Origin of the sequence: Loktanella sp. Alg231-35, assembly GCF_900143545.1 — a bacterium.
In the GTDB taxonomy this organism is placed as follows: domain Bacteria; phylum Pseudomonadota; class Alphaproteobacteria; order Rhodobacterales; family Rhodobacteraceae; genus Yoonia.
In genome coordinates, this window is record NZ_FREV01000004.1 from 63,169 (window position 1) to 78,193 (window position 15,025).

At 58.9% G+C, this 15,025-nt stretch carries 16 protein-coding genes; 5 read left to right on the forward strand and 11 right to left on the reverse strand.

What is annotated here, in order from left to right; genetic code table 11:
* Positions 1-52 precede the first annotated feature (52 nt).
* Positions 53-700, forward strand: coding sequence for a TIGR02453 family protein (locus DHN10_RS10175; RefSeq protein WP_159086974.1), 648 nt, complete (start codon positions 53-55; stop codon positions 698-700).
* On the opposite strand, the gene DHN10_RS10180 is transcribed toward DHN10_RS10175, so the two are convergent.
* From DHN10_RS10180 to DHN10_RS10195, 4 genes are read right to left on the reverse strand one after another with little or no spacing between them, the layout of a single operon-like run.
* Positions 635-2,308 (reverse strand): SDR family oxidoreductase, encoded by a 1,674-nt coding sequence (locus DHN10_RS10180; protein ID WP_108815232.1) that lies wholly within the window; start codon positions 2,306-2,308, stop codon positions 635-637. The genes DHN10_RS10175 and DHN10_RS10180 overlap by 66 nt on opposite strands.
* Positions 2,305-2,712 (reverse strand): thiol-disulfide oxidoreductase DCC family protein, encoded by a 408-nt coding sequence (locus DHN10_RS10185; RefSeq protein WP_108815233.1) that lies wholly within the window; start codon positions 2,710-2,712, stop codon positions 2,305-2,307. Before DHN10_RS10185 ends, DHN10_RS10180 begins: the two co-directional genes overlap by 4 nt.
* 43 nt (positions 2,713-2,755) lie before the next feature.
* A complete protein-coding gene (locus DHN10_RS10190) occupies positions 2,756-3,691 on the reverse strand; it encodes an isopenicillin N synthase family dioxygenase (protein ID WP_108815234.1) in 936 nt (311 codons plus the stop codon).
* Positions 3,688-4,572, reverse strand: a complete 885-nt coding sequence (locus DHN10_RS10195) for an NAD-dependent epimerase/dehydratase family protein (protein ID WP_108815235.1) — start codon at positions 4,570-4,572, stop codon at positions 3,688-3,690. The genes DHN10_RS10190 and DHN10_RS10195 overlap by 4 nt, the downstream gene beginning before the upstream one ends.
* A 115-nt stretch (positions 4,573-4,687) precedes the next feature.
* Here DHN10_RS10195 and DHN10_RS10200 point away from each other — a divergent pair, with 115 nt between their 5' ends.
* The 3 genes from DHN10_RS10200 (at position 4,688) to DHN10_RS10210 (ending at position 8,814) form a co-directional block, all read left to right on the forward strand.
* Positions 4,688-5,971: an alpha/beta hydrolase family protein gene (locus DHN10_RS10200; RefSeq protein WP_108815236.1), complete on the forward strand. Its 1,284-nt coding sequence runs from the start codon at positions 4,688-4,690 to the stop codon at positions 5,969-5,971.
* Positions 5,972-6,060: 89 nt separating this feature from the next.
* On the forward strand, positions 6,061-8,019 hold the full coding sequence (gene parE, locus DHN10_RS10205) for a DNA topoisomerase IV subunit B (protein WP_108815679.1): 1,959 nt from the start codon (positions 6,061-6,063) through the stop codon (positions 8,017-8,019).
* Between the two features lie 150 nt (positions 8,020-8,169).
* Positions 8,170-8,814 carry a hypothetical protein gene (locus tag DHN10_RS10210; RefSeq protein WP_159086975.1) on the forward strand — a complete coding sequence of 215 codons (645 nt, stop codon included), beginning with the start codon at positions 8,170-8,172 and terminating at the stop codon, positions 8,812-8,814.
* 365 nt (positions 8,815-9,179) lie between these two features.
* On the opposite strand, the gene DHN10_RS10215 is transcribed toward DHN10_RS10210, so the two are convergent.
* The 3 genes from DHN10_RS10215 to DHN10_RS10225 all read right to left on the reverse strand — a co-directional run bounded on the left by DHN10_RS10215 (position 9,180) and on the right by DHN10_RS10225 (position 10,766).
* Positions 9,180-9,575 carry a c-type cytochrome gene (locus tag DHN10_RS10215; protein WP_108815238.1) on the reverse strand — a complete coding sequence of 132 codons (396 nt, stop codon included), beginning with the start codon at positions 9,573-9,575 and terminating at the stop codon, positions 9,180-9,182.
* 71 nt (positions 9,576-9,646) lie between these two features.
* The gene (locus DHN10_RS10220) at positions 9,647-10,285 is read right to left on the reverse strand and encodes a DUF3047 domain-containing protein (RefSeq protein WP_108815239.1); all 639 of its coding nucleotides are present in this window, start codon (positions 10,283-10,285) and stop codon (positions 9,647-9,649) included.
* Positions 10,286-10,382: 97 nt separating this feature from the next.
* Positions 10,383-10,766 (reverse strand): c-type cytochrome, encoded by a 384-nt coding sequence (locus DHN10_RS10225; protein ID WP_108815240.1) that lies wholly within the window; start codon positions 10,764-10,766, stop codon positions 10,383-10,385.
* 96 nt (positions 10,767-10,862) lie between these two features.
* Between DHN10_RS10225 and DHN10_RS10230 the strand changes: the two genes are divergently transcribed.
* Positions 10,863-11,297, forward strand: coding sequence for a DMT family transporter (locus tag DHN10_RS10230; RefSeq protein ID WP_108815241.1), 435 nt, complete (start codon positions 10,863-10,865; stop codon positions 11,295-11,297).
* Here the strand turns inward: DHN10_RS10230 and DHN10_RS10235 are convergent.
* The 4 genes from DHN10_RS10235 to DHN10_RS10250 all read right to left on the reverse strand — a co-directional run bounded on the left by DHN10_RS10235 (position 11,281) and on the right by DHN10_RS10250 (position 14,933).
* A complete protein-coding gene (locus DHN10_RS10235) occupies positions 11,281-12,255 on the reverse strand; it encodes an Ldh family oxidoreductase (protein ID WP_108815242.1) in 975 nt (324 codons plus the stop codon). The genes DHN10_RS10230 and DHN10_RS10235 overlap by 17 nt on opposite strands.
* The gene (locus DHN10_RS10240; protein WP_108815243.1) at positions 12,252-12,935 is read right to left on the reverse strand and encodes an ABC transporter ATP-binding protein; all 684 of its coding nucleotides are present in this window, start codon (positions 12,933-12,935) and stop codon (positions 12,252-12,254) included. Before DHN10_RS10240 ends, DHN10_RS10235 begins: the two co-directional genes overlap by 4 nt.
* Positions 12,928-14,193 (reverse strand): ABC transporter permease, encoded by a 1,266-nt coding sequence (locus tag DHN10_RS10245; RefSeq protein ID WP_108815244.1) that lies wholly within the window; start codon positions 14,191-14,193, stop codon positions 12,928-12,930. Before DHN10_RS10245 ends, DHN10_RS10240 begins: the two co-directional genes overlap by 8 nt.
* 131 nt (positions 14,194-14,324) lie before the next feature.
* The gene (locus DHN10_RS10250) at positions 14,325-14,933 is read right to left on the reverse strand and encodes a DUF2937 family protein (protein WP_108815245.1); all 609 of its coding nucleotides are present in this window, start codon (positions 14,931-14,933) and stop codon (positions 14,325-14,327) included.
* Between the last annotated feature and the right edge of the window lie 92 nt (positions 14,934-15,025).

Genomic DNA, 15,025 nt, shown 5'->3' on the forward strand with positions numbered 1-15,025 from the left:
GGACAGGCCCGCGCACACCCGCCAAACTGCGCACACCCAAAGGAGTGCCACAATGGCCAGCTATGACACCCTCATCACCGACGCGCGCGCATTCTTCAAAGAGCTGGATGCAAATAACACGCGCGACTGGTGGCAAGAGCACAAAAGCACCTATGATACCAAGCTGAAAGCGCCCGCTTTGGCCCTCCTAGAAGAGGTTTGCAGTCCGCTCGCGAAATTGACCGATCATAACGTCACATCAAAGCTCTTTCGCCCACATCACGACGTGCGGTTTTCCAAGGATAAGACCCCCTACAACACCCATCTGCATATGATGTGGCAAGTCGCAGCGGGCGCACCACAGAACCCTGTGTTCTTCTTTGGGATCGGGCAGGGCTATGTGTCCGTTGGTGCTGGCATGATGGGTTTTGACAAACCTGTGTTGACGAACTGGCGCAAGATGGTTGACCTTGATACTGCCCGGATCACCGGGATTGTGCAGCAACTGGAGGATCAGGGTTTCAGTTTGCGCGAACCTGCGCTGAAGCGCGTCCCGCCACCTTTTGACAAGGATCACCCAGCAGGCAGGCTGTTGCGTATGAAGGGGGTGACGGCCAGCCGCGAGATGACGGGCAAGGGCCCGCTGCCCGATCAGCTATTGGACAATTGCCGTAGCCTTTGGCCGCTCAATGATCTGCTCATCTCCATCGCCGAGGCTTGACGCCTCACGCATCAGCCATCCTTGATAATGGACCATCGACGCGCCGGTGAACGGCGCCAGCAAGGCCACATCGAAATGAAACCGCCCATCCGCTTCATATTCGCGTGCCACAGATTGCGGCAACAGGACACGCGGCAAGGGCAGCGGACCCAGACGCCCTGATTTGACAGGGAAATGCAGCTGCCCGTCACGCACGTGCAGCCCCAGCGAAAAGGTCAACGGGCCAAAGCGCTCTGTCATTTCACCCTGCTTGGGGCGCAGAAACGACCTGAAGGGCTTGCCATCAAAACGGCGCTCCCACAGCTCTCCGCCGTTTTGCGGGGTCATCGTCACGGTAACAGCGATATCATCGCTGGCCTTTGGAAACCCAATCAGGTCTGCCAAAATCCGCGACCAAAGGCTGGCGCCCCGCGTCACCTTTGTCCGCCCAGCCCAGCGGCGCGGGCCGTAAACCTCGTGGGTCTGTTGCAAGGTCGCAGGCAATTCAACAAAGCTATCACCCAGAACCTGCACAAAGATCGGCGTGACAACTTCGACCTTAACATCGGTTGAAACCGCCAGATCAGACATTGCACCCTCGACGGCCTCCAAACTGACGACACTCACCGCAGGGCGCGCTCCGGGTGCCACTGCCGCGGGATCGCGCAGCAGCGCGCGCGCGGCAACCGCAGGCACAAACGGCCCCTCACCCGCCTTCGCGATCAAGCGCCATGTCTTGCGTTGCCAGCCCTGCGCGTAGCGGCCCGTGACCGCCACGCTCATTCCGCCTTCATCCGTACCAAACGGCTTGAGCCATCCCGCCGCGACCAGCAGCAGACTGATGAACCACGCTGGCACCGCAAAGCGCCGCTTGCCCCGCAGCCACGACAGGGCGGCAAGCGACCAGTTCATCACCGGCAGTTCCAACCCGGCCCGAAACAGTACCGTGCGTGCGGCAAAGGCCCGCGCAAACAACTGGTGATCGGGCACCCCAATCATCCAACCCCGGCGCTTGATCCCCTGCCCCAGATCGAACATCGCAGGCTGTGACCATCCGCGCGCGGTTGTGGCCACACCATCAGCAGGCATCGGCGTCGGGATGCCGGTTTGATTAAGAATGCTGGCCACAACCGAGCGACCACGCGGCGCACGGTTTCCGGGCAGGATCGCGGTGCTGATTGTATCAACCTCAAGCGCGTCTGCGACCAGCGCGGCAACGGCCGCTGATGAAATCGCCGGGACACTCGACAGTCCCGGAAGCACGAAGACACCGGCAGTCTTTGCTGCCGCATCCAACGCAGACACTCCAATGCAAAATTCGGGATCATCACAAAGGTCCAGATAATGCACAGATCGCGCAATGGCCTCTTTGGCCAAGCGGTAAGGCGCCGCTCCATAGGCATGAAACGGACCCGCCGCATCGACCACCACATCCGGCGCACAGGCCCACAGCGGGGCAAGATCACCCGCACGATCCACGACCAGCATTTGCGCGCCAAGCTCTGCTGCAAAGGCCCGCGCCTTATCCGCAGAGCGTCCGCCAATGACCACCGCATGCCCGTCGCGCACCAGTAATCGCGCCAACTTTGCGCCAAACACGCCATAGCCGCCAAGAATCACAACCTTCATGGCAGTAGCCGTGCGCGAAACGCGCGATCAGGCAGTGCGCACATATCGCCACGGCCAAACATAGCATAGCGATTGCGGGCAACCTGCTGATACAGCCAATCGCGGACAGGGCGCGGCAACAGCTTTAGCACAGCAAACAAACGGCTCATCCCGCCAGAGCGTTGGCCCAGCCGGATCAGCGCATCAAAGTCACGCCAGACCGTGCCATCTTCGATGAAAAGCCAGGTATCAGGGTCCAACGGATCCAGATCATTGTCACGCATCAGCGCCGCGCCGGTGTCTGACTGGATTGGCGCAATCCTGATTTCACCACTGCGATCCAACCGATGAATCATCCGCGCGCCCCAACTGCATAAAGCACAGGTGGCATCCATGACGGCAATCGGTGGGGCGGGTTCTGGCATGACACAATCTCAATTCTTCACAGTTGATGTAACATCAGTTGCGTCAAACGCCAGTCGCCTGAAATTTCTGCATCAGATAGGGGCCAGAGCATACGGGCGGATAGGCCTGCGATCCATCCAATGGCACAATCTGGGCATCCCAATCGGGCTGATGGAAAAACGCCAAAGATTGGCGGGCCGGCTGGCCGGATTTGGCCACAACCCGGTGCAATGTGCTGACCCAGCGATCGGCGGTCCAGCGGGCCATCAGATCACCGATATTGATGACAAAGGCACCATCCGGTGCAGGCACATCGACCCATTGCCCGCCCTGCTGCACCTGCAAGCCCTGACTGCCTGGTTGTGGCAAGAGGATGGTCAACGACCCATAATCAGTATGCGCGCCCGCCCGTTGCTGTTTGTCCAACGGCACATCGACCGTCGCGGGATAATGCAATGCACGCAGGGCCGAGATCGGATGAGCGATAAACGGATCAAAATGATCTTCCCGTAAATCAAGGGCCGTCGCAAAGGCCCGCATCACACGCGCGGCCAAATCCTCCATCGCGGCATAATATGCCTCCCACGCCGCACGAAACCCCGGCAGGTCTGGCCAAAGTGTAGGCTGATAGCAAAAGCTCATCGCATCGGCAGAGGCATCAGTGGGGACATGCAGCGGACCACCGTTGAAGCTCTCTTTGAGGTCCGGCGGCGTCTCTTCACCCTTGGAACGGGCCAAAGCCTCGGCATCGGGACCAAGATAGCCATATGGATAACCCTGATAGGGTGGTGCAACCGCCTGTTTGGGCACAGAGCCTTGTGCAAAGAACGCCTGCGCTGCGGCCCAGACATTGGCAATCACTTCCGGGGCAACCCCATGCCCTTCCAAAACCAGAAACCCTGTATTGCGGCAGATATCATCCAACGCCCGCGCCAAATCGTGGCGTGCATCTTGATGCGCGGCCTCAAACGCCGCGAGGTCAAACCGGGCAAAACTCATCCCAAAACCTCCCGCCAGCTATGCTTGGGGGCAAACCCCACCAAGCGCTTGGCCTTGTCATTGGCATAAAAGGTTTCATCAGGGCGCATCTGTCGCCTAACCGGGACACCTTGATAGAAGCGCGCGATGACCTCATCACTGGTGATGCCCACGGACATATCATCGTTAGAGACGTTAAAGACCTCATAGCCCAGCCCGTCCGTCTTCAGACAACACGCGACCATATGGCCCAGATCACGGGCATCTATATAGGCAAAGATATTGCGGCGGCGCAGGGCGGGATCATCCATAAAGGCGGGAAACATCTGCGCATATTCATGCGGCTCGATCACGTTGTTGATGCGCAACCCATAGATATCCGCCCCGGTACGGGCCTGAAATGACCGCGCCGTGACCTCATTGCAGACCTTGGACATCGCATAGCTGTCATGAGGCACCGTGGGGTGGTCCTCATCGATAGGAACATAGTCCGGCTTGACCTCGCCATCGGCAAAGCAAACGGCATAGGTCGTCTCGGAAGATGCAAAGATCACTTTGGGAATGCCCAATTTGGTGGCCGCCTCAATCACATTGTAGGTGGTGAGCGTGTTCTGCCTGAAACATTCGCCATCGGTGCCGATCATCACACGCGGAACTGCGGCAAAATGAACAACAGCATCATAGCGCGGCACGCCCGCGCCTGTGTCCAGTTCGTGAAAATCAGTGAACTGGGACATCGCCCCGATTACTTGCCCTGCATCGGTGAGATCAATCAGCAATTCTGACACATCCAACCCCGAAGGGAACATATCCGCATTCACCACAGTGTGGCCCTGAGCCTGCAAATACGTGATCGCATGACGCCCGGCCTTGCCGCTGCCTCCGGTGAAAAACACACGCATGAGCAATCTCCTTTGGCCGCAGGATGGCCTGCCCTTGGTCAGACTGCAACGGCCTATGAACTCTCGTTTCAGCAGGTTAGGTTAGGCCCACACTCACACCCGACAGGAGCATTTGATGCGCAAACTGACTGCCGCCCTTGGTTTGATGGCCGCCACCGCTGGCCATGCTGAAAACCGGATTGACATCGTGCGGCCCGACGCACCCGCACTGGCGGCCTTTGGTGCGCACAAGATCGGCGTCACGACGATGACGTTCACAAATGCAGATCAAATCGACGTGGCGAACACCGGTCAGACCGGTGACCCGGCCCGTTATGACCGGGTCCTGACGGTGGAACTCTGGTATCCTGCGACAGAGGATACAACACCCGGCGGCACCTACACCGCCTTGATCCGCGACGGGGTTACAGAGACGACCCTGACAGGTCAGGCCGCCCGCGATGCGACACCCGACACGACCGAGACCTTCCCCCTGATCATCATCTCGCACGGCTATCCCGGCAACCGTTTCCTGCTGTCACCGCTGGCCGAAAATCTCGCCTCCAAAGGCTATGTCGTGGCCTCGATCGATCATCCCGACAGCACCTATGACGACCAAACCGCCTTTGGATCTACCCTTGTGAACCGGCCATGGGACCAGCGCTTTGTGATCGACAGCGTGACCGCACTCGACGGTGACCTTGGTCAAATCATTCAAACCGACAACATCGCCATCGTCGGCTACTCTATGGGTGGTTATGGTGCGCTGATCTACGCTGGCGCAGGGGTGACGGAACTAAGCACCACCTACGAATGGGGTGCGCCGCAGGGGCTGTTGGAACGCAACATGATGTTCACCGAAAGCCACGGCACGCTTACCGACGACCGGGTCAAAGCCATCGTCGCTTTCGGCCCCTGGGGCAACAATACCGGGTTCTGGGATGCTGACAGCTGGGCCGGGATCGAAAAGCCGCTAATGCTGATTGCAGGCGGGATCGACGATGTGTCGCAGTATGAAGCGATCCGGGGGATCTTTGACGACACTGTCAATACCACGCGGCACCTGCTGACGTTCGCGCACGCCAACCACAACGCAGGCGCCCCCATGCCCGCACCCGCAGAAAGCTATGCGGTGTCAGAGGTGCTTGGCTACGCGCCCTTCGACCACTACGCCGACTCGGTTTGGGACAATGTGCGGATGAACAACATCAGCCAGCATTTCGTGAGCGCCTATCTGGACCTGCACCTGAAAGGGGACACAGAGAAAGCCGACTATTTCGACCTGACACCTGTGGCAACCGATGGGGTTTGGGTCGTCGATGATGACGGAGACCCCATCGAAGGACACAGCTACTGGACAGGCTTTCCCAACCGGACGGCGGCGGGGCTGACGTTCGAGACCAAGGTGATGGGGGAATAGCCACCCAGCCAGACAAACAAAGCCTTTCGTGATTGCCCCCTGTCCCCCCGCCTGCCATTATAAGGGCAATCAAAAGAATGAGCAGTATCATGGCCAACGACCTTCTCTCCGGGGCCACCCCCAACGACTATAACGCCGACAGCATCGAAGTGCTGGAGGACATGGAACACGTCCGCCTGCGCCCCGGCATGTATATCGGCGGCACCGACGACCGGGCGCTGCACCACATGGTGGCCGAAATCATCGACAACTCGATGGACGAAGCGGTTGCCGAACACGCGACTTGGATCGAGGTTGAACTACACGAGAACGGCAATGTCTCTATCGCCGACAACGGGCGCGGCATCCCGACCGATCCGCACCCCAAGGACCCGTCCAAATCCGCGCTTGAAATCATCTTCTGCACGCTCAATGCTGGCGGCAAGTTTTCAGGCAAGAACTATGAAACATCCGGCGGACTGAACGGCGTCGGTTCGTCGGTGGTTAACGCGCTGTCGGATCACCTGCGTGTCGAAGTGGCGCGCAACAAAGAGCTGATGGCGATGGAATTCGCGCGGGGCGTCCCGCAAACCAAGCTCGAAAAAATCGGCAGCGCGCCCAACCGGCGCGGCACCAAGGTGACCTTCCACCCCGACCCCGAAATCTTTGGCTATCTCAAACTGAAACCCGCCCGCCTCTTTGCGATGGCGCGGTCCAAAGCCTACCTCTTTTCCGGCGTCGAAATCCGCTGGAAATCCGCTATCGACGATGGCACCACCCCGACCGAGGCCAAGTTCCACTTCCCCGGCGGCCTGTCTGATTACCTGAACGAACGGCTTGAGGAGGCGACGACATACGCCGACAAACCGTTCTCTGGCACGGTCACCTTTCAGGAAAAGTTCAGCGAGCCCGGCAAGGTTGACTGGACCATCAACTGGACCCCATCCCGCGATGGCTTTATCCAATCCTACTGCAACACGGTGCCCACGCCTGAAGGCGGGACGCATGAATCGGGCTTCTGGGCTGCGATCCTCAAAGGCATCCGCGACTATGGCGAACGCGTTTCGAACAAGAAGGCCAAACAGATCACCCGCGAAGACCTAACCACAGGCGGTTGCGCGCTTGTGTCGGTCTTTATCCGCGATCCGCAATATGTGGGGCAGACCAAAGACCGGCTGTCAAACGAGAACGTCCAGAAGATGGTCGAAGGTGCGGTGCGCGATCACTTTGACAACTGGCTGGCGGCAGATACGAAATCCGCAGGTGCTATCCTCGATTTCCTTGTGCTGCGGGCCGAAGAACGGCTGCGCCGCAAGCAGGAAAAGGAAACCGCGCGTAAATCGGCAACCAAGAAGCTGCGCCTGCCCGGCAAGCTGACCGATTGCACATCAAAAGACCGCGCGGGAACCGAGCTGTTTATCGTCGAGGGTGATTCAGCGGGCGGCTCTGGTAAAGGCGCGCGCAATCGGGTCAATCAGGCGCTGTTGCCGCTCAAGGGTAAAATCCTCAACGTGCTGGGGGCGGCGTCATCCAAGCTGACGACCAACGCCGAAATCAACGACCTGTGCGAGGCCTTGGGCGTTGGCATGGGAACCAAATTCAACGTCGACGACCTGCGCTATGACAAGATCATCATCATGACGGATGCGGACGTCGACGGCGCGCATATCGCCTCGCTGCTGATGACATTCTTCTTCACGCAAATGCGGCCACTGATCGACCAAGGGCACCTCTATCTGGCCTGCCCGCCGCTGTACCGGCTGACGCAAGGGGCTAAACGGGTCTATGTGGCCGACGACGCAGAGAAAGACGCCGTGATGGCCAAGGGTCTGGGCGGCAAAGGTAAAATCGACGTGCAGCGGTTTAAGGGGCTGGGTGAGATGGACGCCAAAGACCTCAAAGAAACGACAATGGACCCGACAACGCGCAAACTGATCCGCGTGACCGTGCACGATGAAGAGCCGGGGGATACGGCAGATCTGGTCGAGCGTCTGATGGGGAAGAAGCCGGAGTTGCGGTTCCAGTATATTCAGGAGAACGCGCGGTTTGTGGAGGAGTTGGATGTTTAGTGGGGCGCTAGGATGACTCCAAAAAGTGCCCGTTTCTCCTTGTTTCTTAGAATTCATCATGAGTTCTGCAGAGCACAAAAAGAGTTGATCCGAGAGGGTAGGTCGAAGGACGATATTTTGGAGCGTGTCCAAGACCTGCAGTCTGAGAAAATGACTGAACTTGGTAAATTAGGCAGTTTCTTCATACTTTCATCAGTCGTCGCAACCCAACTTTCTGGCGGCGAATTGATCGAAATCAAAACTACCATCGTTCAATTGGCAATACCAAAGATCTACGTGATCGTCGTTGCTACGGGCTATTGGTGGGCAACTTTAGTATCGAGCCTCATACTGCTTCAATATATTGTTCTCGATGCGGTCGTTTCTAACAACGTTACCGAAGGAACGAGGTACAATGAACTAAAACGCCACCTACGAGGGAAGAAAGGGTATGACCTCTCATCACCACTGAGAAATGGGAACTTACACAGTAGCGCCGGGCTAGATGGGCCAGTGGTAATGCTGACCTACGCGGCACCTATCGCGCTAATGGCGCTACCAATCGGGCTGGCGTTGTGGGCAATTTGTGCTGATACATTCAGAATAATCGCCCTTGCCGAAACTTGGACACTGGTCTGGGGACTCGCCGCTACAGTGCTCGGGGCAATCTACTGCTCAATTGCTTATTTCTTAATGTATTTTGTCCCTATGAGTATCGGGAAAAACTTGCGTGAGATAAGGTGGGGGTTTCTGTCGCCGCTCTACAGTCGTGATGGCTTCCGACACCCTCGAAGTGAGTGTTGGTTGCGCCGTTGAGATAGAACTGACGGGCAGCGCCCGACATAGAGGGCGCTTGCTCCCTCTCGGTGGCAACCCACCCTCTCAAATCACAAAACGGTAGCGATATCCCCAACGTCGCAAAAGCGCCCTCCGGGGGGAGGGTTGAGAGCGTCTTGCAAATGGTCCGGGGGACCATTTGAGTGATCAACGGGCGCAGCCCCGGTGGGCCCTGCCCGGCGCGGCCGGGCGGGATGTTTGGTGAGGGCACGCAAGCCCCGTAGGCCGGGGCCTGCCCCGGCGCACCCCATCCATAAGCGCTGGACGTACAGCATATGTACGCCGTCCATACACCCGTTCCTGCCCCGCAATTTTCCCCTTCATACGCCGCCCTTTTTCTCGCCTCACTCCTGCTGAAGAGCCTTGAGGTAGGCGAGTAGATCGACAATCGGCTGCGATGTCATGATCGGCTGGCCCGTCTCAGCCTTGGTCGCCACGTCCGTACCAGCAAAGAAATCCCCATAAACCGGCATCATGCTGCCGTGGCTGACCAGCGGATCGCGCCCGTCGATGCGCATGATCACACGTAAGGTAGGAAACACGCCCTCGCCGCGCGCGGCCAGCGTTGACAGATCCGCAGGTGGCACCACCAAAGACGGCGACATCGGACCATCGCCGCGTGCGTCCGTGCCGTGGCAGGTCGCACAATAAAAACCAAATAACGCCTCACCCTGCATCGCATCCTGTGCCGCAGCGGGGCAAGCAAGGCCCAAGGCCGTTACCAAAGCAATCAATCGCATCACGTCCTCCTTGATTTGTTGCACTCACATTAGTGGGGGCATCGATCAGGCGCGTTGATGCAAATCAACCCTTACCGCAGGCTCAGGTTGCCAATCACCGCCCGGATCACCGTATCGGTATCATCGCTGTCACCAGAGACAGCCAAACCCACCAGCGCGCCCTTTTCACCCCCAAAGGCGCGGGCGTAGTCTGCGGCCAAATCAACACTTTCGCTATGTGAACCGGTGCCTGCCTGCCGCAGGGCAATCGTCACCCCCTGCCCGCGTGGTCCATAAGGCGACTGGATCACCTGCCCGCGCGCATGGTTGCCGCCCCATGCGTATTGCATGATGCGCACATCATCATTGCCCAACAGGCTGCGAATGTTCGCCCCCTCAAGGCTGGGCGCAATGCTTTCTGGCACAAAGACGAAATAGAGCGAGATATTGCGATCATCGCCGCCCTTTTGGCTAAGGTCCGTTGCTGGCACAGACTGGTCCACGGTCCAGCTCCACGCTGCACCTGACGCTTCCCAATCCATACGGGCAACCCGGCTCCATGCGATCGACACGGACCCGTCAGATACCAGCCCAAGGTTCTGCCCAAAACTATAGTCATTGGAACTGAACAACGACAGGCGCTGTTCCTGCCAGCCGTTTGAAAAACTGATCGGCCCTGCGGTCGCGGCAGCGGCGGACAGAGCGAGGACGGCGGAGAGGATGATGCGCATGAGTGGCTCCTTGCCAGTTGGGTTGGGCCAAGACCTAACCCACTGCGGCCCTCAGGAAAGCAATGCTGCAACGATTTCACGCGATTGTTAGGCTTGGTTACTGCTGGATGCGTTCCAGATAGTCAGTCAACAACAGCAAAGTCATCGGCACCGGCGTGCCCAGCCCATCGTCTTCAACCACAACCGTATCGCCCAGATCACCGGCCCCAAACTCTGGCATTGCGGCACTGAAGTGGGTGCCACGGTCCAGCCCGTCGATGGTGCTCATCACCGCATCACGCGGGAAGACCCCACCATTGGCGGCGGACAGCCCGGTTAGGTCAGGGGGTGTCACGCTCAACCCCCGAGATGCGGGGCCGTTGCCCGTGGCATCCGCCCCGTGACAGGCAGCGCAGTTTTCCAGATAGGCGCTGCGCCCGTCCATGGGTTCCTCGACACATGCGGCCAATCCAAGGGTCGCTAGAATGATCAGGTATTTCATGCTCTGCCTCCTGCTTTTGCCCTATCCTAACAACAGGAGTGGCGCCTTGTCTTGATCTGCATCACATTGGCGGTGAAATCACGCAAAGGATCTGCCATGCACGCCAACATCATGATCATGCTCGCCGCCGGGGTTGGTGTGCCGGTTCTGGCGGCACTGAATGCAGCTCTTGGCCGCCATATCGGATCACCTGCCGTAGCAGCGACGGTATTGTTCATCGTGGCCCTCTGCGTGTCGGCTATCGTCGCACTCCTGACCAATCCACAGGCCGTGGCCAAACTCGCCACTGCCCCAAAACACCTGTTTCTGGCGGGCACATTGGTGGCGTTCTACGTGCTTTCGATCACATGGATCGCGCCCACAATGGGCGTCGGCAACGCGGTGTTCTTTGTATTGCTTGGGCAGTTGATCTCTGCCGCCGCCATTGATCACTTTGGCCTGTTCACTGCACAGCCATCATCGCTGACGCTGACCCGTGCGGCGGGCATCGCGCTGATGGCCGCCGGTGTCTTTGTTACGCAGAAAGCCTGAGGACAGACGCCCAGAGCGCCTCTGGTACATCCACTTCGGTCATCACATGGCGGTCCGCGCCAGGGATGCGCGCACCTTCCTGTGCGGCCACGGCCTCGGCCACGCGGGCGAAACGTGCGCCGAAATCAGCATGGTAAGTACCTGGGTCCATCAGAATATAGAACTGCCCCAAATCATGCGGCTGGCCCTCTGCCACTTTCAGGCCAGAGACATCAATCGAGTTGACCGATCCCGTCATGCCTGCTGCCAATAGTTCTGCCATCAGGCCAAAGCCCCAGCCCTTGTAGCCGCCCGCGCTGACCAGAGCACCTTTGAGGGCGGCGTCCGGGTCTGTTGTCGGTTGCCCGTCGCTGTCGACCGCCCAGCCAAGCGGGATGGTTTCGCCCGCTGCCTTGGCCATTGTGATCTTGCCCAGCGCGACCGCAGAGGTTGAGAAATCGAAGTGCATCACTGGTGCGTCTTCGCCCGGTACGGTCATGGCGATAGGGTTCGTGCCGATCACCCGCGCGTTGCCACCGGGGGGTGCCACAACAGGCGAAGCATTGGTAAAGCCCAGCCCGATCAGGCCCGCCGCTGCAATCTGTTCAGTAAAATACCCCAACGAAGTGCATGTGTGGGCATGGGCCACGGCCAATGTCGCAACACCGTTTTCCAAGGCGGCGGCGATTGCTTCGGGCAAGGCCATCGCAAAGGCGGGTTGGGCAAAGCCCAGTTTTGCGTCAGCCAGCACCGCACTGGGGCGAGGGCGTGACACGGCAGGCGTGACCGTGCCATTGACGCGCCCGGATGCCAGTTGCGTGCAGTAACTTTCCAAATAGTAGAGGCCGCAAATCACATTGCCCAATGCCTCGGCCCGCGCCACGGCTTTGGCTACGGCGGCGGCCTGCATATCGCCCGCGCCATGGGCCGACAGGGCCGCGCGGCTGCGCTCTTCAATCTCAACAACGGAAATACTCATAGGGTCTCCAATATACCTGCGTTCAGCCGGACTTGCCGATCCATGCGTGCCGCCAATTCTAGGTTATGTGTTGCAATCACAGCCGCGAGCCCGGTGTCACGCACCAGGGTCATCAGCGCATCAAACACCCGGTCCGAGGTGTCGGGGTCCAGATTGCCGGTGGGTTCATCCGCCAAAAGCAGCGATGGTGCATTCGCCAGCGCTCGGCAGAACGCCACCCGCTGTTGTTCGCCACCAGACAAAGCCGCCGGGCGATGTGCGGCGCGCTCAGCGATGCCCACACGGTCCAACAGGGCCATGGCCCGCACTTGTGCTTCTATCTCGCCCGCGCCATTGGCCAGTTGCGGCAGGACGATGTTTTCAAGCGCTGTAAATTCGGGCAGCAAGTGGTGGAACTGATAGATGAACCCTACAGTGGCCCGGCGCACAGCGGTGCGCTTGCGGTCCGAAAGGCGGGTCATATCCGTGCCCTCAATCATCACTGTGCCATTGTCCGGCGTGTCCAGCAGGCCGGCAATGTGCAAAAGCGTGGATTTGCCTGCTCCGGAAGGGGCAACCAGTGCGACCACTTCACCGGGGGCCACGTCAAGCGATACACCTTGCAGCACATTCACTTGATTGGGTTTGCCTGCATTGTAGGATTTGGTCAGCCCTGCGACCTGCAACGTGTGATCACTCATAGCGCAAAGCCTCAACCGGGTTCATGCGGGCGGCACGGCGCGCAGGGAAGATAGTGATGATCCACGACAGGCCCAGCGACAGGGACATCGCCTTGATCACATCCACCAGCCGTAGCTCTGCAGGAATGTTGTAGATGCCCCTGATCGACGGATCCCAAACACCACCGCCCGCGACATAGTTCACAAGGCTGAAAATCTGATCGATGTAGATAGCAAAGAGACACCCAAGCACAACGCCCAAGGCCGTGCCGATCGTCCCGATCCCGGCCCCACAGATAAAGAAAATGCGCAGAATTGATCCTTCGGTCAGACCCATCGTGCGCAGGATACCCACATCGCGACCCTTGTTTTTGACCAGCATGATCAACCCACTGATGATATTCATCGAGGCCACAAGCACGAGGATCGACAGGATGATAAACATCACATTGTCCTCAATCGTCAGCGCGCGCAGGAAGCGCCCGACCCGGTCTTGCCAACTAAAGGCCCAAATGCCGGGGCCGGCGGTGTTGGCAATCGTCTGCTTCAGCTCTTCGGATTGATTGAGGTCATCGAGCCTGATTTCCAGCTCATCAGCGACGCCGTCGCGGTTGTAAATCAACTGGGCGACGTCAAAGGGCAAATAGGCGCGCACCTCATCGATTTGAAACCGCCCGGTGGAAAAGATGAAGACCACATCATAGGCGTTACGCCGCGCGGCCTGCCCCATCGGTGTGGCCGCCCCCGAGCGTGTGGTGATTTCAATCCGGTCGCCCACCGTCAAGCCCAGCCTGTTGGCCAGCTCAGACCCCAGCGCAATGCCGTTGGGCAGATCATCAATGTTGCCGACAGTGCGCTCGCTGTCCACGATGGCGTCAGATGCTTTGAGGTCTTCAAGCTTGATCCCATAGATATCCGCCAGCCCGATCCTGTCACCTGCCGACGCCATAGCCTGCCCGCGCACAAGCGGGGCAACGGAGCGCACGCCATCCACGGTCAGGATACGCTCTGCCATTTCAGCATGGTCTTTGATCACTTCACGCGGGCGCATAACCGTGACATGGGCATTTGCCCCTGCAATGGTGTCGATGAATTCAGCCCGGAAGCCCGACCGCACGGCAAGTGTCGCGATCAGCGCGAAGACAGCCAAAGTCACGCCGATCAGGCTGATCCACGTCATAACGCTGACGCCGCCTTCGGCCCGTTTCGCGCGGATATATCGCCAGGCGATCATCCATTCGAATTTGGCAAAGGGTTTGGTGGTTCTCACCTCGGCCATGGCGGCTCCTGCTTGTCATTTGCGCGCAACGTGGGGCGGGAGTGCGCAATGGTCAAGCGTTCTGCTGCTTCACCAGTGATTTCCGGGGGTGAAACTGCCGATGGTGCCGCCCCACGCAACCGATGCGTGATTTATCGTTGGACGCCAGCAAGACGGGGGCGGTTGTCCGGTGTTGTCGATACCAGTTGCGGGCGCATCACCGGCGGGTCATTCTTGACCGCTGGAGCACGGCGTTTGGGCGCGGGCTTGCGCGTCGGTGTGGCTTTGCGGAACGGCCACAAAAGCACCGACAGCACGCCAGCGAAAGCCAACCATCCACCTAAGAACCCAGTACCCGTCGCGGCGGCGCCAGCCGCACTCAACGGCATGGCCGGTGTGAAATCAGCCCAGGTCGCGCGCGCAGTCGCCGTATCCATCATGCGTTGCGGCATCATCACACGCTCTAGAGGGCTGGCCGCCTGCAAAACCATGAGGTTCTCACTCAGCCGGGCATGACGCGCAAAGGTGCCGCGCCACATTGCCACCTGACCTTCCATCAATGGGGTCGTAGACATTTCCTGCAATATCTCTTCGCGGCCCAGACCTTCGGCCAGTGCTGTGTCATCAAAGCCCACAACAACGCGGGTCAATTCATCCACCTGACCGCCCAGGCGTTGCATATATTGCTGCGAGAATTCAGGGAATTGCGACAGGCCAGCCGCCCCGGTCAACCCGCCAACCAGACAAAGAGCTCTGATCATATCAGCGCCCCATTTGGGAATTTCAGTGTCATCTGCTGCCTCGTGACATTTTGTTTTGCCAGCTTAGTAACAGAAATTGGCCTACAAGAGAA